The following is an 18,290-nucleotide window of genomic DNA, read 5'->3' as shown; positions in this document are numbered from 1 at the left end:
GCCAAGGCGTCAAACACAGTCCGACGGTTCGCCCACGCGGATGGTGGCGGCAAGACGACTGCCAATGGAGCGCTCAAAATTCGTGATCTTGCTGATGACGGCTTCGTCCAGCACATGGCCCGCTGCCAGCAGCAACAGCCCGGACGGAGAGGTCATGTCGCTTGCCAGCACCATGCCCACCACCAGATCACGGGTGGTGACGGCTTTGCTGGTGGCCGCACTGACCGTGCGTTCCTCCTGTGAGCGGTCCTGGAAAATATCCAGGAGGACGTCGACCACTGCCGGATCGTAATGGTGGCCGCTGCCCTGGCGAATGACCTGCAGTGCGTCCTGCGGACTGAGTTGGCGCGGCTCCAGCAAACCCAGCTGCAGGCTGTCGAAATCGGCGGCCACCGCAAGAATGCGGGCACCCAGTGCAATATGTTTTCCGGCAGTGCCCTGCGGGTAGCCCGAACCGTCAAAGTGCTCCAGCTGCGCCGCAATGATGTCCACCGTGGACTTGAGTTCGGCCAGCGGCATCAGCAGTTGCTCGGCACGGGAAGGGTGGTTTCTGAACACCTCCAGTTGGCGCGGCGTCATGCTGGCCACCGGGGTTTTCAACAGTTCGTCATCAAAGCCGACCATGCCAATGGCGTGCAACAGACCGGCGACAAAGACCTCCTGCACCTGCTTGTTGTCCAGCGCCAGGGCCAGCGCCAAGCGCCGCGCCGTATCGGCCACGCGCCGCGTGTGGCCCGCCAGGCGCGTATCCCGCAACTCGATCATGGCGGTGAACATCTTGATGGAGGTGAGAAAGTTGGCCTTGAGCTTCTCATTGGCCCCATTCAGCGCTGCGTTGCTCCTTTTGAGCTCGGCGGTGCGCGCCTCCACCTTGACTTCCAGGCTGGCATTGAGCGCCTTGAGCTGCTCGTTGTGGGCCAGCACCAGCGCTTCCAGGCGCTTTTTTTCCTTGACCAGTGCACTGCGCTCCAGCGCGTCCTGCACGGTGAGGATGATGTCGTTGTCGTCCCAGGGCTTGGCAATGTAGCGGTAGATTTCACCCCGGTTGATTGCCCCGGTGATGGACGCGATATCGGCATAGCCGGTGAGCAGCAGGCGCAGTATGTCGGGCTTGCGCTGGCGCACATGCTCCAGAAACACCACGCCGTCCATCTGGGGCATGCGCATGTCGGAAATCACCAGGTCGATGGCTTCTGTCTCCAGAAGATCCAGCCCGGCCTGGCCACTCTCAGCGGAAAGCACCTGAAGGCCGTGGGTACGAAACAGGCGACGCAGCGCCGACAAAATGCTGGGCTCGTCATCCACACACAGGATGACGGGGCGCCTGGCCACAAGGGCATCTGATTCGGTCAAGTTATTTGTCTCCCCATGCAAGCATGCGCCCTGTCACAGGTCTGAAAACTGCGTGACTTCGTGCAGGATTTGGGACATGTCGCCAAGCGAGTCCATGATGGAATCCAGTGTACCGCCTAAAGCCTGCTCCATAGGGGCAGACAGGGCAAGCGCTGCGTCGCTGGCAGCGAAGTCCATGCCCTTGCGCTTGCACATCTGGTTGGCGGCCTGGATGCAGACCGACAGCACTGGCGCGCTGGCGTCACGCACATACTGGTGGCGTATGCCGTCCACCAGATCGGCCGGAAACTGCCAGTGCTCCAGCAGCATGGCGCCCACCTCGGACTGGTCAATGCCTGTGACCTCCATCAGGGCGCTGTGTAGCGACACGCCATGCCAGAGCCCATATTCCAGTGCCTTGTTGAACTGCTCGGGGATGACCTGCGCCAGCACGATCTTGCCGAAGTCATGCAGCAGGCCACCGATGAAAAAGTCGTTGGACTCGGGCTGCGGGAAGCGCGCGCCCAAACGCCGCGCAATGGCCGCCGTTGCCAACGAGTGTTGCAGGTAGGCCTTCTTGTCAAAAGCCGCATGCAGATGCGCTGGCGCCAAACCCAGAGCGGCGATGCTCAGGGCCAGGTTCTTGATGGTGTTGAAACCCAGGAAAACGACCGCATGATCGACCGACGTCATGGGCTTGGAGAGGCTGTAATAGGCCGAGTTGACCACCCGCAAGACCTTGATGGTGATGACAGGGTCGCGCTGAATCACGTCCACCAGATCGCGCGGCGCCATGCCCGCGTCACGCGTGAGCCGCAGTATGCTTTGCACGCTGGCAGGAAAGGCATGCATGCGGTCGATGGCATCCAGCAATTCCTGCGCAAAGGGGGGGCTCAAGGTGGACATGGACCTAACTGTAAACGGCCCGGGCTGCGTGGTATCGGCGGCAGCCGAATCATGGGTCAGGCGTGCAGCAGCGTGCGCTCGCCGTCGGCGTGGCGCAACCGCTGCGCCAGGGTGCGGGAGATGGCCGTCATCAGCAGCAGCGAGAGCTTCTTGTGGTTCTCACTCAGGCGCACATACTGTTCCAAGGACAGGGCGAACAGTTCGATGTCGGTCTGGGCGATGGCGTTTTCACTGCGCGCCAGTTCGTCCAGAAAGGACATGCCGCCAAAGAAGTCGCCACGTCCATAGGTGGCGATGTGGTGCACCTGGCGGCTGGCGGCAATCGGGGCGGTGATGCGCACCTCGCCACTGCGGATCAGGAACAGCTCGGGCACCTGGTCGCCAATGGCGTAAATGGTCTCGCCGGCCTTGAAGCTTCGCTGCTGCAGGCTGGCCTCCAGGTCGGCCATGGTGTCGTCGCGGTGGTCCTTGAACATCTGCATTTCCTGCAGGGTCAGTGCCGCCTGGCTGTCCTGCGGGCGCACGATCTGGCTGACGATGCGGTCTTCCACCCACTCAATGGCGGCGGGCAGGTCCTTGAACACGCGCACCGTGCCCTGTGGCTCTGGCGCCTGGGCGCCCAGCAATGCGGGCACAGGCACATCAGGCTCGATCAACCCGGTCTGTATCAGGAACTCGCGCAGGTTGCGCCCGTTGGGCAACTGCTCGCGCACATGGCTGAGCAGCAGCAGTTTGCCGCGCTCGCGCAACAGGTCGCGTGCATTGCCCAGCATGTTGGCCGCGGTGATGTCCACCGACTGCACGCGGCGCAGGTCCAGGATGACATAGTCGCGCGTCTTGAGCTCGGGCTCCAGAAGCGTGTAGAGCTCGTAGGTGGTGCCAAAGAACAGGCTGCCCTGCAGCTCGAAGATCACCGCCCTGTCGCCCTGCTGGGCGATCAGGCGCATCTCGTCCTCGGGGCGGTACCAGGTGCTGGAGCGCTGGCTGACAAAGGTCTTGTGGCGCACCACACTGCCACCCACCTGCTCGCGCACAAACAGCAGAATGGACAGGGCCACGCCGGTGGCCGAGGCAGCAATCAGCCCCACCGTCAGCGCGCAGGCCACCACCACCAGCACCACGGCAAAGTCAAACACGGTGGCACGCGACTCCAAAAAGCGCAGGGGCTTGGTGTCTATCATGCGCAGGCCCACCACGATCAGGATGCCCGCCAGCGTGGCCACTGGCACCCATGCAATGAACTGGCTCAGCAGCAGCGCAGCCAGCAAGGCCAACACGCCCTCGATGACGCCGGACACGCGCGTCTGCGCACCACTGGAGAGGTTGACCATGGTGGCGCCCATGGTGCCCGCCCCGGGCATGCCACCCACAGCCGAGGAGGCGATGTTGGCCAGGCCCTGCGCCAGCAGCTCGCGGTTGGGCTCGTGACGTGTGCGCGTCATCTGGTCGATGACCACGCAGGTCTTGAGGGTGTCGATGGACAGGAGTGCTGCCAGCGTGAGCGCGCTGCCCAACAGGGCGGCGATTTGCGACAGGCGCAGCTCGCCAATATCGGTCCAGCGGCTGGTGATGGTTTGCAGATAGCCCTCACCCGTGGCACCCAGGGCGCCCAGCACCAGCGGGTTGTTTTCCAGGGTGCGCATGGTCGGGTCATTGCGCGCCAGCAGCACATAGGCCAGGAGGCCCGCCAAGATGCCCACGATGGTGGCCGGTATGGTGCGCTTGCCGCGCAGGGCCACAAAGGCCGCGCCCACCGTGGCCCCGCCCACGATGAGGCTGCGCCCATCCCAGGTCTCTGGGCTGGTGAGCGCGCGCCACCAGTGCAGATCAGAGCTGGCGCCCACAAAGTGCGGAATCTGGCTGCCCACAATAATCAGGCCCACGCCGCTCAGGTAGCCGCTGACCACGGTGTAGGGGATGTACTTGATGAGCCGCCCCGCGCCCATGAAGCCGATGAACATCTGGATCATGCCGGTGAGCATGCCCATTACGGTAAGCAGCAGCACGATGCTGGCCGGTGCCGTGCCCTGGTGCACCAGCTCGATGGCAAAGGCCGAGAGCACGGCGGCTGCGGGTGCACAGGGTGCGCTGATGAGCCGGTCGGTGCCGCCAAAGGTGGGGGCAATCAGGCCCAGCGCGGTGGCACCCAGAATGCCGGCCAGTGCACCAAACACCGCGTACTGCGGGCTGATGGCCGAATAGACAGTAACCCCAAAACCCACCGAGGCCGGCAGCGCCACCAGCATGGAGGCAAAGCCGCCCCACAAATCGCCCGGCACCTTGAATCGGTCTAGAACGCGTGTGAGTGCCGTCATGGAATTGCCTCTGCCTGTCTGTCTTATTGGAAGGCCAGTGTAGGCTGCTGGCAAAAATGCATCAAGTTCGCAGGCCACGCCGCCACTTGGCCGGTGGCAGGCCGTACTCGCGGCTGAAGGCGCGGCTGAAGGCGGCATCGGTCTGGTAGCCCACCTCTTCGGCAATGCGGATCAGCGGCGCGTTGCTGGCGGTGAGCAGGTTGGCTGCCAACAGCATGCGCCACTGCGTGAGGTACTGGATGGGCGCCATGCCCACAATCAGCTGGAAGCGTTCGGCCAGCACCGAGCGCGAGGTACCGGCCTCGCTGGCCAGGCTCTCCAGCGTCCAGGCCTGGGCCGGGTTCTTGTGCAACGCGGCCAGCGCCGCGCCCACAATGCGGTCGCCCACACCGGCCAGCCAGCCGGTGCGACCCGGGGCGTTGGCGTTCATGTAGATGCGCAGCACCTCAATAAACAGCACCTCGGAGAGCTTGGCCAGCACCCCCATGCCGCCCGGGCGCGGCGAGCGTGCTTCGCTGAGCGCATAGCGCAGCGAGGCCTCCAGCCAGGCCCCCGCGCTGGAGCCGCGCACATCCACCTTGACCACCGGCGGCAGGCCCGCCAGCAGCATGCGGGCCAAGCGCGCATCGCACGCCAGGTAGCCGCACACCAGGCGCGTGACCGCACCGCCCCCGCCGTAGGCCAGCTGGCGCGGGCGCTTGGACAGCACCACGTCCAGCCGGGCCCCGGTGGCTGCGGGCACGCCGGGCTGCGAGCACATGCGGTGCGCATCGCCCTGGGGGAAGATCACCGCGTCACCGGCCTGCAGGTGCAGCGGCGCCTGGCCCGCCATCTCCACATAGCACGCGCCTTCGGTGATCATGTGGAAGATCACCACGCGCTCGGCGCCCGGCTCCAGAAAGGGCGCGGCGTAGTCGGCATGCGGGGACTGGTAGCACCAGGGCGCGGTGAAGCGGCCGTTGATGAAGATGGCGCCTATCAGGCGCACCACGCGCAGGGTTTCCGACAGGGCGTCCATGGCCTCTACAGGGCGGCGTCCATGATCCGCACCTGCAGGTCAAACGGTGTGGCCGTGGCCATCGCACAGGGTACGGGGGAGTGGCCCAGGCACTTTTGCACCAGCGCCTGCAGATCCTCTGGCGTGGCACCCGCGGCCGACAGGCTGACGCGCAAGACCACATCAAACGGGCCGGCATACACCGTGGCCCCGTCAGCCCCGGCCATGCCCAACAGCCCACGGGCATCGGAGCGGCTGGCCACATCCACCTGCAGTGCGGTGAGCGCCACGCCCTGGCTGGCGCAGGCCAGCGTGATGGAGGTGGCGGCACAGGAAGCCATGCCGGCGCGCATCAGCCAGCCCGGCGTGAACTGGCCGCCGCTGCCGCCCAACTCCACCGGCATATCGGTAATGACCTCCAGCCCGTCGGGGTTGCGCACCACCACGCGGCTGGCCGATACCCAGCGCGCTGTGGCGGGGCCGTCGTCGTGCACGCCCGCCTCGGGGCGCCGTGTGAAGGCTGCCTTGACGCGTGCGACCGCTGCTGCAATGGCCTGAAGTGACATGGCGGGTTCTCCCTGAATGGTGTTGATTCTGGCATTTTGGGTGCTGCGGGCATAGACCTGCCATGCACCAACGGATGCGCGCATGCCATCCGGATGAAAGCGCAGCAAATCCGGACGCCCGGACAACTGCAGCCTATGCCTCATGCCAGCGGCGGACGCTGGGCCAATGGCGCGCGACGCCCGGGCAGGACAGACCGGCAGGCCTGACAGCACACTGCCCTCACCCCTTTCAGCCACTCTTTCAACCATCCCTTTCAACCACCCTTTCAAGGACTCACCACCATGGACACCGCAATCGATTTTTCGGCCATCAAAACCCGCCAACAAACGGCCTGGGCCAGTGGCGACTACGCCGTGATAGGCACCACCCTGCAAATCGTCGGCGAGTCGCTGGCGGAGGCCTGCAACCTGTGCTGCGACGAGCGCGTGCTGGATGTGGCCGCAGGCAACGGCAATGCCAGCCTGGCGGCCGCGCGGCGCGGTTGCAAGGTGACCTCGACCGACTATGTGGGCAGCCTGCTGGAGCACGGCGCGGCACGGGCCCAGGCCGAAGGCCTGACCATTGACTTCCAGCTGGCCGATGCCGAGGCCCTGCCTTTTGCCAACGCCAGCTTTGATGCGGTGCTGTCCACCTTTGGCGCCATGTTTGCGCCCGACCAGGCCCGCACCGCCACGGAAATGCTGCGCGTGTGCCGCCCCGGTGGGCGCATCGGCATGGCCAACTGGACACCGGAAGGGTTCATCGGCCAGGTGTTCAAGACCCTGGGGCGACACCTGCCCCCGCCCGCGGGCCTGCAGCCGCCTTCGCGCTGGGGCGTGGTGGCGCAGCTGGAGGCGCTGTTTGGCAGTTCGGCGGCCAGCATCCAGGCCAAGCCCCTGGTGTTCAACTTCCGCTACCGCTCGGCGGCGCATTTCATCGAGGTGTTTCGCACCTGGTACGGGCCGGTACACAAGGCCTTTGCCGCTCTGCCGCCCGAGGGCGCGCTGGCCCTGGAGCAGGACCTCACCGCGCTGCTGCAGCGCATGAACAGCGGCGGCCCCGGCACCCTGGTGGTGCCCAGCGAATACCTCGAAATCGTGGTGACACGGCGCTGAGCATGGCCTCCCTTGTGCGCGAGGCGCAGGCCGCACTGCGCAAGCTCTACCTGGAGAACCCCGCGCTGGCGCTGGTGACCGACCATGCGCGCAGCTGCGGGCCCAACACCGCCGACCCCTTTCATTCGCAGGTGACGCCCATGGACGGCTGCGGCGTGTGGGTTCCCATGGGCGTACACCGCGCCCTGGGCGGGCCGCACGATGCCCCAACCCCTGGGGACCTGCTGTGCGCGGCCCTTGCGGCCTGCCAGGACTCGGCCCTGCGCATGGTGGCCAACCGCCTGGGCGTGGTGATCACGGCGCTGGAGGTGCGGGTAACGGCCAATGTGGATGTGCGCGGGGCTTTGGGCATGGACGCCGAAGTGCCCACGGGCTTTCAGTCCATGGCCTGTGACGTCCACCTGGCCGTGGCTGAAGGCACGCCGCCGCGCTTGCTGGCCAGCCTGCAAAGCGCTGCCGAGCGCTGCTGCGTGGTGCAGCAAACCCTGCAGCACCCGCCACCGGTGAGCACCCGGTTTCATGTGACGGGGCTAGGCGTTGCACCTGCCGCTTGAAACCACCCCCCTCAGGCTTGGGCGATGGCTGCAATCGAAATACGCAGGCCGGGCACACGCACCGGCAGTTTGGCGGCCTGGCGTGCCGGCGGGTCCTGGGGGAACCACTGCAGCCATTCTTCGTTCATGCCGGCAAAGTCGGACTCGTCCAGCAGGATCACGGTGGCGCTCACCACCTGGGAGAGCGAGCTGCCCGCTGCAGCCAGAATGGCCGAGATATTGCGCAGGCACTGGCGCGTCTGCTCCTGGATGGTGTCGCCCACGATGGCCCCGCTCTGCGCGTCATAGGGCCCGGTGCCCGACACAAACACCAGCCCGGCCGCCTTGACGGCCTGGCTGTAGGTGGGCGGTGGCTTGGCCGCGTCTGCGCTGAAGATGATTTCACGGGCCATGGCGTGCTTTCCCTGAGCAAGAGGTGGCCCTGAGTATCGTCCTTAGCGCGCCAGCAGCGCCGCGTTGCCGCCCGCAGCGGTGGTGTTCACGGTGATGGTCTGCTCGGCGCAGAAGCGGTACAGGTAGTGCGGGCCACCGGCCTTGGGGCCGGTGCCGCTCAAGCCTTCACCACCAAAGGGCTGCACGCCGACCACGGCGCCAATCATGTTGCGGTTGATGTAGACATTGCCAATGTGCGCGGCATGGGCCAGGGCCTGGGCGCGCGAATCGATGCGGGTCTGGATGCCAAAGGTGAGACCGTAGCCCAGCGCATTGATCTGTGCCACCACCTCGGACGGGTCACCCGACCAGCGCACGATTTGCAGCACCGGGCCGAAGATTTCGGCTTGCACGTCGGCAATGCTGTTCACTTCAAACGCGTGTGGCGCAATCAGGTTGGGCAGGGCGCTTTGTTCATTGGCAGCGGGCTGCACCACCACCTTGGCCTCTTTCGTCAGTCGCGCGATCTGGCGCTGGATATTGTCATAGGCTTCCCTGTCAATCACCGGTCCGACATCGGTGGACAGGTCCGCCGGGTTGCCGCTGACCAGCTCACGCGCAGCACCCTGCACCATCTCGATCACACCATCGGCTATCGACGCGTGCACGCACAACAGACGCAGGGCCGAGCAGCGCTGGCCGGCCGAGCGGAAGGCGCTCATGCCCACGGCGTCCACCACCTGCTCGGGCAGGGCCGATGAATCCACCACCATGGCGTTGATGCCACCGGTCTCGGCAATCAGCGGGACGATGGCGCCATCCTTGGCGGCCAGCGCGCGCTGGATGATTTTTGCCACCTGGGTGGAGCCGGTAAACACCACACCGGCCACGCCGGGTTGCGCCACCAGGGCCGCACCCACGGTCTCGCCAGTGCCATGCAGCAGTTGCAGGGCGTCAGCGGGCACACCGGCGGCGTGCAACAGGCGCACAGCGGCCAGGGCCACGCCCGGGGTTTGCTCGGCGGGTTTGGCCAGCACCGTGTTGCCGGTGGCCAGGGCTGCGGCCACCTGGCCAGCAAAAATGGCCAGCGGGAAATTCCAGGGGCTGATGCAGACCCAGACGCCGCGGGCCGTCAGACGCAAGGTATTGGTCTCGCCGGTCACACCGTAGGTATAGGCCGCAGCAGTAGCACCATGCACCTGCGGCATGGCGATGGGCTGCATGATGCGCTCGGCCTCGTCGGCGTAGTAGCGCAGGAAGTCCACCGCCTCGCGCACTTCCGATACCGCGTCGCCCCAGGTCTTGAAGGCTTCCTTGACCAGGATGGCGCACAGGCTCGGCGTGTCGGCCAGCATGGCGTCGGCAGCGCGGCGCAGGATGGTGGCGCGTGCGGCCACGTCGGTATGGCTCCAGGCGGCAAAGCTGGCCTGGCTGGCCTGGAAGGCTTTGGCCACCTCGGCCACGTTGGCAGTAGCGACAGCCGGCACGGCAGTGCTTTGCAGCGCGGCCAAGAGTGGCGCACGCATGGCAGGCACGGTCAGGTCCAGGCCGGTGCTGTTTTTGCGGGCACCCGCATGCGTGCCGAACAGATCAATGGGCAATGGCAGCGAAGGCTGCGGCTCCAGGCGCAAGGGCGAGATCAGCAGCTCCTGCATGTTCACCGACTCATCGGCCATCTGGTGCACAAACGAGGAGTTGGCGCCGTTCTCCAGCAGGCGGCGCACCAGATAGGCCAGCAGGTCGCGGTGGGCGCCCACCGGGGCGTAGACGCGGCAGGACACGGTGGGGTTCTTGAGCACCTCGCGGTACACGCCCTCGCCCATGCCGTGCAGGCGCTGCAGCTCAAACGGGCCGCCGGTGCGTGCAGCCATTTGCAGGATGGCGGCGATGGTGGCGGCGTTGTGGGTGGCGAACTGCGGGTAGATGGCGTCGGGCGCGTCCAGCAGGCGCCGGGCGCAAGCCAGGTAGGACACATCGGTGTGGTGCTTGTGGGTGAACACCGGGTAGGTGGGCAGGCCCAACTCCTGGGCGCGCTTGATTTCCGCATCCCAATAGGCGCCCTTGACCAGGCGGCACATCAGCCGCACCTTGAGCGAGCGGGCCAGTGTGGTGAGGTGCTCGATCAGCTCCAGCGAACGCGTCTGGTAGGACTGCAGGGCCAGGCCAAAGCCAGACCACTCTGGGCAGTGTTGGGCCACGCGCTGCAGCAGCGCGGCAAACACATCGAGCGAGAGTTCCAGCCGGTCCACCTCTTCGGCATCAATGGTGAGGTTGATGTTGGCGCGGGCGGCCAGCTCGCACAGGCTCCAGACGCGGGGCACCAGTTCGTCCATCACGCGCTGGCTTTGCGCGTCTTCGTAGCGCGGGTGCAGGGCGCTGAGCTTGATGCTGATGCCGTCGTTGCGCTCGGGCGCGCGGCTGCTGTCCGTGTGGCTGGCAATGAAGGTGATGGCTTTGGTATAGCTGTCCAGATAGCGCAGCGCGTCCGCATCCGTGCGTGCGCCTTCCCCCAACATATCGTAAGAATATGTGAGCCCCCACGCTCCCGCACTGCGTGTCGTCGCTGCCCCCCCGGGGGGCTGTTGCGCCTCGGGGCGGCCCAGCGGCGCAACGCTCGCATGGTGCTGCTTGCGTGCGGAATCAGCCTCCTGCATGGCCTCGGCCATGGTCTGGCCCAGCACAAACTGGCGGCCCAGCAGTTGCACCGCGCGCAGGGTGGCGGCCACCACCGTCTTGGCGCCCAGCTTGGCCATCAAGCCGGGCTCGGCCTGCGGGCCCTGACCGGTTTGCGGGTCGGGCAGGAAGTGTTTGGACAGGGCAATGGCCGTGCTGGACAGGCGCGAGAGCACCTTGTCGCTGCTGCCCTCGAAGTCGGCCCGGCCGAGCTGGTCGGCGGTCAGGGCAATGGCAGTTTCGGCATCGGGCACGCGCAACAGGGCTTCGGCCAGGCGCATCAGGGCCAGGCCCTCTGCGCTGGATATCGGGTATTCGCGCAACAGGCTTTCCATGGCCCAAAAAGGTGGCGGGTTGTCGCGCACGGACTGCACCCAGGGGGTGGCGGCGCGGGCGGCTGCGGCCCAGTCCAGCCCGGTGGTGACCACCTGCAAGTGTCGTGCGACGACCTCACTCTCGGAGCGGTAGGGGGAAGGTAGCTGGGAATGGATTAGCAAGGGAAGTCTCCTGAAAATAGCAATAAACGCGATCTTCCCGGAAGCCGCTTTGAATTGCTAACTGTATTCAGACAGGAATTTAGTGATAAACACGGCGATCAAGTATTTTCAGCATTCACCCCAAAATCTGATGAAATGAAGCAAAAACATCCATGAAAGTGATCAAGACCATCATATTGTCTTAGGATAGGCATTCCAAATAGTGAATGCTGCAGCTATTGGTGCTCCTACCCATATACAGACAGGCCATCAAAACCATGACCCACGTTTCCAATGGCCGCGCCGACCTGGACCGCATTGACCTGAAGATTCTCAATTGTCTGCAGCAGGACGGCCGCATCTCCAACCTGAAACTGGCAGAGACGGTAGCCCTGTCACCCACGGCCGTGCTGTCGCGGGTGCAGCGGCTGACCAAGGATGGTTTTATCCTGGGCTACGAAGCCAGGCTGAACCCCATCAAGCTGGATGCGGGCATGACGGTCTTTGTCGAGGTGCTGCTGGACCGCACCACACCCAATGTGTTTGACGCCTTCAAGGCCGCAGTGCAAGTGCATGGCGAGATCCAGGAGTGCCACATGGTGGCGGGAGGCTTTGACTACCTGCTCAAGACCCGCATTGCCGACATGGGCGCCTACCGTGACTTCGCCGGCACGGTGCTGTGGCAGCTACCCGGTGTGCGCGAGACGCGCACCTATGCGGTGATGGAAGAAGTCAAGAACACCACGCACCTGAAGCTGGACTGAGCCGTCACGCGGTAGAGACAACCCGGCGTCAAGCGGGGACAGCCGCGTGGGGGTAATGCCGTCCACCGAAGATGGCGCTGCCCAAGCGCACCATGGTGCTGCCCGACTGAACAGCGGCTTCCAGATCGCCTGACATGCCCATGGACAGGGTGTCGAGTTGCAGGCCCTGGGCATTGAGCGCATCGAACAGTGCACGTGCCTTGGCATGTACGGCGCAAGCGGCAGCAAAGTCCGCGGCTGGTTCGGGGATGGTCATGAGGCCACGCAGGCGCAAGTTGGGCAGGGCCTGGATCTGCCGCGCCAGTTCCAGCACCGCCTCGGGCGCCACGCCGGCCTTGGTAGCACCGCCGTCAATATTGACCTGGATGCACACCTGCAGTGGCGCCATGCCTTGGGGCCGCTGGTCGCTCAGACGCTGTGCCGTCTTCAGGCGGTCCACCGTGTGGGCCCAGTCAAAGTGCGCTGCCACCAGGCGTGTCTTGTTGCTCTGGATCGGACCAATGCAGTGCCACTGCAGCGGCAGGTCGGCCAAAGCGGCCATTTTGTCCACCGCTTCCTGGATGTAGTTTTCGCCAAAAGCGCTTTGACCCGCAGCGCAGGCAGCACGCACCGCATCGGCACCAAAGGTTTTGGATACCGCCAGCAGCGTGACCGCATCGGCTGGACGGCCACAGGCTGCGCAGGCTTGTGCAATACGGTGGCGCACACCTTGGAGATTGTCGGCAATCATGGTCATAATCGCCCAAGCGTACCAAACAACATCAAGCGAACGAGGACTCTGTGGATATCACCCAACTGCTGGCCTTCAGTGTCAAAAACAAAGCGTCGGACCTTCACCTCTCGGCCGGCCTGCCGCCCATGATCCGTGTGCACGGTGACGTGCGCCGCATCAATGTGGAAGCGCTGGACCACAAGCAGGTGCACAGCATGGTGTACGACATCATGAACGACACCCAGCGCAAACACTACGAAGAGTTTCTGGAGATTGACTACTCGTTTGAGATTGATGGCCTGGCACGCTTTCGGGTGAACGCCTTCAACCACCAGCGCGGTGCCGGCGCCGTGTTCCGGACCATTCCCAGCAAGATCCTGTCGCTCGAGCAGTTGAATGCGCCCAAGATTTTTGGCGAACTCGCGCTCAAGCCGCGCGGCATGGTGCTGGTCACCGGACCCACCGGTTCGGGCAAGTCCACCACGCTGGCGGCCATGGTCAACTACCTGAACGAAACCGAGTTCGGCCACATCCTCACCGTAGAAGACCCGATCGAGTTTGTGCATGAATCCAAAAAATGCCTGATCAACCAGCGCGAGGTGGGTCCGCACACCCTGTCGTTTGCTGCGGCCTTGAAGTCTGCCCTGCGTGAAGACCCGGACGCGATTCTGGTGGGCGAAATGCGTGACCTGGAAACCATACGCCTGGCCATGACGGCCGCTGAAACCGGCCACCTGGTATTTGGCACGCTGCACACCTCGAGTGCTGCCAAGACGATTGACCGGATCATTGACGTGTTCCCCGCCGACGAAAAGGAAATGGTGCGCGCCATGTTGTCAGAGTCGCTGCAGGCGGTGATCTCGCAAACCCTGTGCAAGACCAAGGACGGCCAGGGCCGCGTGGCGGCCCATGAAATCATGCTGGGCACCAGCGCCATCCGCAACCTGATCCGCGAGGCCAAGGTGGCGCAGATGTACTCCAGCATCCAGACCGGCAATGCCGTGGGCATGCAAACCCTGGACCAGAACCTGTCGGACCTGGTCAAGCGCAACATCATCAGCCCGGCCGAAGCACGCGGTAAAGCAAAAATCCCAGAAAATTTCCCAGGGTAGAACACTATGGAACGCGATCAGGCCACCAAGTTCATCAACGATTTGCTGCGGCTCATGGTCAGCCGCAATGGCAGTGACCTGTTCATCACCGCCGAGTTTCCGCCCGCCATCAAGGTGGACGGCAAGATCACCAAGGTGTCGCCGCAACCGCTCAACGCTGCCCACACGCTGGCGCTGGCACGCTCCATCATGAGCGACAAGCAGATTGCCGAATTCGAGCGCACCAAGGAAGGCAACTTTGCCATCTCGCCACCCGGCGTGGGGCGCTTCCGGGTGAATGTGTTTATCCAGCAGGGCAAGGTGGGTCTGGTGCTGCGGGTGATCCCGGCCGTGCTGCCCACCATTGATGGCCTGGGTGTGCCCCAGGTGCTCAAGGAAATTGTGCTGGCCAAGCGCGGCCTGTGCATCATGGTGGGCGCCACCGGCTCCGGCAAGTCCACCACGCTGGCCGCCATGGTGGACTGGCGCAACGAATACTCCTGGGGCCACATCATCACCATCGAAGACCCGGTGGAGTTTGTGCATGCCCACAAGAACTGCGTGGTGACCCAACGCGAAGTGGGCCTGGACACCGACAGCTGGGAGGCCGCACTGAAGAACACCTTGCGCCAGGCACCCGACGTGATCCTGATGGGTGAAATCCGCGACCGCGAGACGATGGAGCACGCCGTGGCCTTCTCCGAGACCGGCCACCTGTGCCTGGCCACCCTGCACGCCAACAGCGCCAACCAGGCGCTGGACCGCATCATCAACTTCTTCCCGGAAGAGCGGCGCAGCCAGTTGCTCATGGACCTGTCGCTCAACCTCAAGGCCCTGGTATCGCAGCGCCTGATCCCCAAGCAGGACGGCAAGGGCCGGGTGGCTGCGGTGGAGATCATGATCAACTCGCCCCTGATTTCGGACCTGATCTTCAAGGGCGAAGTCACCGAGGTGAAAGAGATCATGAAGAAGAGCCGCAACTCCGGCATGCAGACCTTTGACCAGGCCCTGTTTGACCTGTACGAGGCCAATGCCATCACCTACGAAGACGCGCTGCGCAATGCCGACTCGCTCAATGACCTGCGTCTGCAGATCAAACTCAACGGTGTGCGCGGCAAGTCGCAAGACCTGAGTGCCGGCACCGAAAATTTCGCCATCATGTAACTTATGTCCAGCATCAACGCCAAAACCTACGAATCCATCTCCCCTGTCTCGGTTGCCTTTCTTGGCCTTGGCGTCATGGGTTATCCCATGGCGGGCCACCTGGCCCAGGCCGGGCACCGCGTCACCGTCTACAACCGCACGGCCGCCAAGTCCGAAGCCTGGCTGGCCGAGTTCAACGCAAGTGGCGCCAAGCACACCCATGCCCTGACCCCGCGCGCAGCCGCAGCCCAAGCCGACGTCGTGTTTTGCTGCGTCGGCAACGATGACGATTTGCGCAGCGTGACCCTGGGCGCTGACGGCGCCTTTGCCGGCATGCAGCCAGGCGCCGTGTTTGTGGACCACACCACGGCCTCGGCCAGCATTGCACGTGAACTCGCGGCGGCGGCCAAACTGGCAGGCATTGAATTTGTGGACGCGCCAGTGTCCGGCGGCCAGGCCGGTGCGCAAAACGGCATGCTCACCGTGATGTGCGGTGGCGACGCGGCCGCCTTTGCCAAGGCGCAGCCCGTGGGCATGGCGTTTTCGCGCGCCTTCACCCTGCTGGGTGAAAGCGGCGCGGGCCAGTTGGCCAAGATGGTGAACCAGATCTGCATTGCAGGGCTGGTGCAGGGCCTCTCGGAAGCCATTGCCTTTGGCCAGAACGCCGGACTGGACATGAACCAGGTGCTCGATGTGATTGGCAAGGGTGCCGCGCAAAGCTGGCAGCTCGACAACCGCGGCAAGACCATGGTGGCCGACAAGTTCGACTTCGGCTTTGCCGTGGACTGGATGCGCAAGGACTTAGGGCTGGTGCTGGACGAAGCCAAGCGCAACGGCGCGCGCCTGCCGGTTACTGCGCTGGTGGACCAGTTCTATGCCGACGTGCAGCACATGGGCGGACGGCGCTGGGACACCAGCAGCCTGATCAAGCGTCTGAAATAAGCCCGGGGCCACATCCGAGATGGTGACCGGTGAAACCCACACCACGATTTCCGACCAGACCCTGAGCCGTGCGCAACTGGAGCAGCTGGTGGCAGACGCCACGGGAGCGCTGGTGTTCGAGCGCTGCGATTTTGAAAGCGCCGACCTCTCGCGCCTGGACCTGCGGGGCTTTGGCTTTCACGGCTGCGCGCTGATGGAGGCGTCTTTCTACGCGGCCAACCTCTCGCGCACCACCTGGCAGCAGTGCCGTGGGCGCCAGGCCGATTTTGAAGCGGCGGACCTGACCGACGCCCAGTTCCACAACTGTGACCTCAACAACAGCAAGTGGCGGCGTGCCCGCCTGTCTGCGGCACACTTCAAGGACTGCAAGCTGACCGGAGCCAACTTTGAAGAGGTGCAGGCGCTGGGGCTGGTGTTGGAAGACAGCCTGCTGGTGGGTGCCAACCTGCTCAAGATGTCCTTTCGCAAAATGCAGCTTCAGCAGCTGGACTTTTCCGAGGCCGATCTGTCGGGCTGCGACTTCCGGGACGCAGTGTTCGTGGGCGGCAGCCTGCGCAACGCCCACCTCAAGCTGACCCGCTTTGAAGGTGCGGACCTGCGCGAGGCAGACATCGGCGGCCTCAAGCTGGTGGATGCCCGGCTGTTCCGCGGGGCCACCATCTCGCTGAATCAGGCTGCTGATTTGCTGGGGGAATTGGGCATCAGTGTGGCCTGAAGCCGAGCCGTGGAACTTTCGGGATAAAGACCGCAATCAGCCCGGCCAGCACCGCCAGCACGATGGACATCAGCCACAGCCCACGGTAGCTGCCGTAAAAGTCAAACACCACACCACCGGCCAGGGCACCCAGGGCGGCGCCCAGTGAATGGCCGGCTCCCAGCAAGCCCATGGACAGACCCATGACGCGCACGCCCAGATGCGAGGCCACCAGGCTGGCCACCACGGGCGCCGTTGCATAGTCGAACAGACCGAAGACCGCAGAGAACAGGTACAGCAAGGACAGGTCATCGCCCACCTGCATCAGCAACACAAAACTCAGCGAACGCACCGCATAAATGCCGGCAAGCAGCAGGGGCCGGTTCATGCGGTCAGAGAGCCATCCGGCCAGCAAAATGCCCAGCAGGTTGATGCCCGACAACAGCCCATAGGCACCTGCAGCCGTCACGCCGCTGAATCCGCAGGCGGCTGCATAGGGCAGGAAGTGCGTCTCTATAACCCCCGAGCTGGTGAAGCCGCACAGGAAGAAACTCCAGAACAGCAGATGGAATACCGGGCTGCGTGCCAGTTCCCGCAAGCGGCCTGACAGCGGCACATCGGGCACGCCATCGGTTGCCTGCACGCCTGCCACGCGGGGCAGCAAACGCCAGGACAGGGGCAGCATCACTACACAGGCCAGGGCCATGGCGGCAAACTCAAAGCGCCAGCCAAACTGCGCCAGCAAGAGTGCAGCCAGGGGCACCAGCAAGAAGGGACCCACGGTGTAGCCGGAGTCCACCACCGCCAACGCAAAGCCCCGCTGCTCCACAAAATAGGGCGCCACTGCAGCAAAGAAGGCGCTCACCGCCACCACCCCAAAACCCACGCCCGAGACCACACCAAAGGCCAGCAGCAAGTGCCAGGCCTGGGTGGCCAGCGCAGTCATCCCCAGGCCCAGGGCCAGCACGGCGAAACCTGCTGTCAGCAGTTTGCGTGGACCAAAGCGGTCAATGAAGTGGCCTGCAACCGGCGCCGTCAAGGCCATGACCAGCAGGGCCAAGGCACCGGCACCGGACACCAGGCTGCGCGACCAGCCCAACTCGGATTCCCAGACCGGCATGGCCAGGCTGAGCAAGGTGCGCGCCGTGGCCGACAGGGCAACCGCCAGAAAGCCATAGGCCACGATGGTCCAGCCTACCCTGTGCGCATGGCTGCGTGCGCTGGCGTCCGGCACGCTGTTGTGTGGCGCGCTCATGGGAAGTGCGCTCCGGGTACCGGGTGCTTTTGCGCATTTTTAAGCAGCTTGTCTTCCACCGCCGCCTGCAGGTCGACTCCGGTGTGGTCTGCGAGTTGCAGCAGGTAGAGCAGCACGTCGGCCATTTCCTCACCCATGCGACTTTTCAGTACCGGGTCGCGACTGGCGGCGGATGACTCCTCAGGTGTCATCCACTGAAACAGCTCCATCAGCTCGGCGGTTTCCACCATCAGTGCCATGGACAGGTTTTTGGGCGTGTGGAACGTTCCCCATTGCCGCTCGACAGCAAAGGCCCTGAGCCGCGCTTGCAATGCTTCCAGGTCCATGGAGTCCCTCCCTTTTTTGTTGATCGCCCGACTATACGGGTCCCATCCACAAACAAAAAGGCCTGGAGTGACCCAGG

At 64.4% G+C, this 18,290-nt stretch carries 17 protein-coding genes; 7 read left to right on the top strand and 10 right to left on the bottom strand.

What is annotated here, in order from left to right; all coding sequences use genetic code 11:
* Positions 1-9: 9 nt before the first annotated feature.
* From nosR to DIC66_RS08765, 5 genes are all read right to left on the bottom strand, one after another.
* Entirely contained in the window at positions 10-1,353 is a 1,344-nt protein-coding gene (gene nosR / locus DIC66_RS08785; RefSeq protein ID WP_233505847.1) for a response regulator c-di-GMP phosphodiesterase, NosR family, read from the bottom strand.
* A 33-nt stretch (positions 1,354-1,386) separates the two neighbouring features.
* The gene (locus DIC66_RS08780; RefSeq protein WP_233505846.1) at positions 1,387-2,238 is read right to left on the bottom strand and encodes an HDOD domain-containing protein; all 852 of its coding nucleotides are present in this window, start codon (positions 2,236-2,238) and stop codon (positions 1,387-1,389) included.
* 56 nt (positions 2,239-2,294) lie between these two features.
* On the bottom strand, positions 2,295-4,553 hold the full coding sequence (locus DIC66_RS08775) for a SulP family inorganic anion transporter (protein ID WP_117176194.1): 2,259 nt from the start codon (positions 4,551-4,553) through the stop codon (positions 2,295-2,297).
* A gap of 61 nt (positions 4,554-4,614) precedes the next feature.
* Positions 4,615-5,571: an AraC family transcriptional regulator gene (locus DIC66_RS08770; RefSeq protein ID WP_117176193.1), complete on the bottom strand. Its 957-nt coding sequence runs from the start codon at positions 5,569-5,571 to the stop codon at positions 4,615-4,617.
* Between the two features lie 5 nt (positions 5,572-5,576).
* Complete coding sequence (locus DIC66_RS08765; protein WP_117176601.1) at positions 5,577-6,116, bottom strand: OsmC family protein; 540 nt, start codon at positions 6,114-6,116, stop codon at positions 5,577-5,579.
* Positions 6,117-6,398: 282 nt separating this feature from the next.
* Here DIC66_RS08765 and DIC66_RS08760 point away from each other — a divergent pair, with 282 nt between their 5' ends.
* Both DIC66_RS08760 and DIC66_RS08755 read left to right on the top strand, forming a co-directional pair.
* Positions 6,399-7,211 (top strand): class I SAM-dependent methyltransferase, encoded by an 813-nt coding sequence (locus DIC66_RS08760; protein ID WP_117176191.1) that lies wholly within the window; start codon positions 6,399-6,401, stop codon positions 7,209-7,211.
* A 2-nt stretch (positions 7,212-7,213) separates the two neighbouring features.
* Complete coding sequence (locus DIC66_RS08755; protein WP_117176189.1) at positions 7,214-7,765, top strand: OsmC family protein; 552 nt, start codon at positions 7,214-7,216, stop codon at positions 7,763-7,765.
* An 11-nt stretch (positions 7,766-7,776) separates the two neighbouring features.
* On the opposite strand, the gene DIC66_RS08750 is transcribed toward DIC66_RS08755, so the two are convergent.
* Positions 7,777-8,157, bottom strand: a complete 381-nt coding sequence (locus DIC66_RS08750; protein ID WP_117176187.1) for a RidA family protein — start codon at positions 8,155-8,157, stop codon at positions 7,777-7,779.
* Between the two features lie 42 nt (positions 8,158-8,199).
* Entirely contained in the window at positions 8,200-11,307 is a 3,108-nt protein-coding gene (locus tag DIC66_RS08745; RefSeq protein ID WP_117176185.1) for an L-glutamate gamma-semialdehyde dehydrogenase, read from the bottom strand.
* Between the two features lie 257 nt (positions 11,308-11,564).
* Between DIC66_RS08745 and DIC66_RS08740 the strand changes: the two genes are divergently transcribed.
* Complete coding sequence (locus DIC66_RS08740) at positions 11,565-12,050, top strand: Lrp/AsnC ligand binding domain-containing protein (protein WP_117176599.1); 486 nt, start codon at positions 11,565-11,567, stop codon at positions 12,048-12,050.
* Positions 12,051-12,078: 28 nt separating this feature from the next.
* Here DIC66_RS08740 and DIC66_RS08735 read toward each other — a convergent pair whose 3' ends face one another.
* Positions 12,079-12,786 carry a YggS family pyridoxal phosphate-dependent enzyme gene (locus DIC66_RS08735; protein ID WP_117176183.1) on the bottom strand — a complete coding sequence of 236 codons (708 nt, stop codon included), beginning with the start codon at positions 12,784-12,786 and terminating at the stop codon, positions 12,079-12,081.
* A gap of 44 nt (positions 12,787-12,830) precedes the next feature.
* On the opposite strand from DIC66_RS08735, the gene DIC66_RS08730 reads away from it, so the two are divergent.
* From DIC66_RS08730 to DIC66_RS08715, 4 genes are read left to right on the top strand one after another with little or no spacing between them, the layout of a single operon-like run.
* Positions 12,831-13,874: a type IV pilus twitching motility protein PilT gene (locus tag DIC66_RS08730; RefSeq protein ID WP_117176181.1), complete on the top strand. Its 1,044-nt coding sequence runs from the start codon at positions 12,831-12,833 to the stop codon at positions 13,872-13,874.
* A 6-nt stretch (positions 13,875-13,880) separates the two neighbouring features.
* Positions 13,881-15,017, top strand: a complete 1,137-nt coding sequence (locus tag DIC66_RS08725; protein WP_117176179.1) for a PilT/PilU family type 4a pilus ATPase — start codon at positions 13,881-13,883, stop codon at positions 15,015-15,017.
* 3 nt (positions 15,018-15,020) lie between these two features.
* The gene (locus DIC66_RS08720; protein WP_117176177.1) at positions 15,021-15,938 is read left to right on the top strand and encodes an NAD(P)-dependent oxidoreductase; all 918 of its coding nucleotides are present in this window, start codon (positions 15,021-15,023) and stop codon (positions 15,936-15,938) included.
* A 19-nt stretch (positions 15,939-15,957) separates the two neighbouring features.
* Positions 15,958-16,653 carry a pentapeptide repeat-containing protein gene (locus tag DIC66_RS08715; RefSeq protein ID WP_117176175.1) on the top strand — a complete coding sequence of 232 codons (696 nt, stop codon included), beginning with the start codon at positions 15,958-15,960 and terminating at the stop codon, positions 16,651-16,653.
* On the opposite strand, the gene DIC66_RS08710 is transcribed toward DIC66_RS08715, so the two are convergent.
* The gene (locus DIC66_RS08710) at positions 16,640-17,887 is read right to left on the bottom strand and encodes an MFS transporter (protein WP_117176173.1); all 1,248 of its coding nucleotides are present in this window, start codon (positions 17,885-17,887) and stop codon (positions 16,640-16,642) included. The two genes, DIC66_RS08715 and DIC66_RS08710, sit on opposite strands and share 14 nt — an antisense overlap.
* Positions 17,884-18,213, bottom strand: a complete 330-nt coding sequence (locus DIC66_RS08705; protein WP_117176171.1) for a nucleotide pyrophosphohydrolase — start codon at positions 18,211-18,213, stop codon at positions 17,884-17,886. Before DIC66_RS08705 ends, DIC66_RS08710 begins: the two co-directional genes overlap by 4 nt.
* Positions 18,214-18,290: the final 77 nt, after the last annotated feature.

This window comes from Rhodoferax lacus (assembly GCF_003415675.1).
Lineage (GTDB): Bacteria > Pseudomonadota > Gammaproteobacteria > Burkholderiales > Burkholderiaceae_C > Allorhodoferax > Allorhodoferax lacus.
The sequence above is the reverse complement of the archived record's forward strand: the minus strand, read 5'-3'. Positions and strand labels throughout refer to the sequence as shown.

Bases quoted from the DNA above. Each gene is read 5' to 3' on its own strand.
- DIC66_RS08765 (WP_117176601.1), bottom strand. From the start codon at position 6,116: ATGTCACTTCAGGCCATTGCAGCAGCGGTCGCACGCGTCAAGGCAGCC.
- DIC66_RS08735 (WP_117176183.1), bottom strand. From the start codon at position 12,786: ATGACCATGATTGCCGACAATCTCCAAGGTGTGCGCCACCGTATTGCA.
- DIC66_RS08775 (WP_117176194.1), bottom strand. From the start codon at position 4,553: ATGACGGCACTCACACGCGTTCTAGACCGATTCAAGGTGCCGGGCGAT.
- DIC66_RS08755 (WP_117176189.1), top strand. From the start codon at position 7,214: ATGGCCTCCCTTGTGCGCGAGGCGCAGGCCGCACTGCGCAAGCTCTAC.
- DIC66_RS08770 (WP_117176193.1), bottom strand. From the start codon at position 5,571: ATGGACGCCCTGTCGGAAACCCTGCGCGTGGTGCGCCTGATAGGCGCC.
- DIC66_RS08750 (WP_117176187.1), bottom strand. From the start codon at position 8,157: ATGGCCCGTGAAATCATCTTCAGCGCAGACGCGGCCAAGCCACCGCCC.
- DIC66_RS08710 (WP_117176173.1), bottom strand. From the start codon at position 17,887: ATGAGCGCGCCACACAACAGCGTGCCGGACGCCAGCGCACGCAGCCAT.
- DIC66_RS08715 (WP_117176175.1), top strand. From the start codon at position 15,958: ATGGTGACCGGTGAAACCCACACCACGATTTCCGACCAGACCCTGAGC.
- DIC66_RS08720 (WP_117176177.1), top strand. From the start codon at position 15,021: ATGTCCAGCATCAACGCCAAAACCTACGAATCCATCTCCCCTGTCTCG.
- DIC66_RS08740 (WP_117176599.1), top strand. From the start codon at position 11,565: ATGACCCACGTTTCCAATGGCCGCGCCGACCTGGACCGCATTGACCTG.
- DIC66_RS08780 (WP_233505846.1), bottom strand. From the start codon at position 2,238: ATGTCCACCTTGAGCCCCCCCTTTGCGCAGGAATTGCTGGATGCCATC.
- DIC66_RS08725 (WP_117176179.1), top strand. From the start codon at position 13,881: ATGGAACGCGATCAGGCCACCAAGTTCATCAACGATTTGCTGCGGCTC.
- DIC66_RS08760 (WP_117176191.1), top strand. From the start codon at position 6,399: ATGGACACCGCAATCGATTTTTCGGCCATCAAAACCCGCCAACAAACG.
- DIC66_RS08705 (WP_117176171.1), bottom strand. From the start codon at position 18,213: ATGGACCTGGAAGCATTGCAAGCGCGGCTCAGGGCCTTTGCTGTCGAG.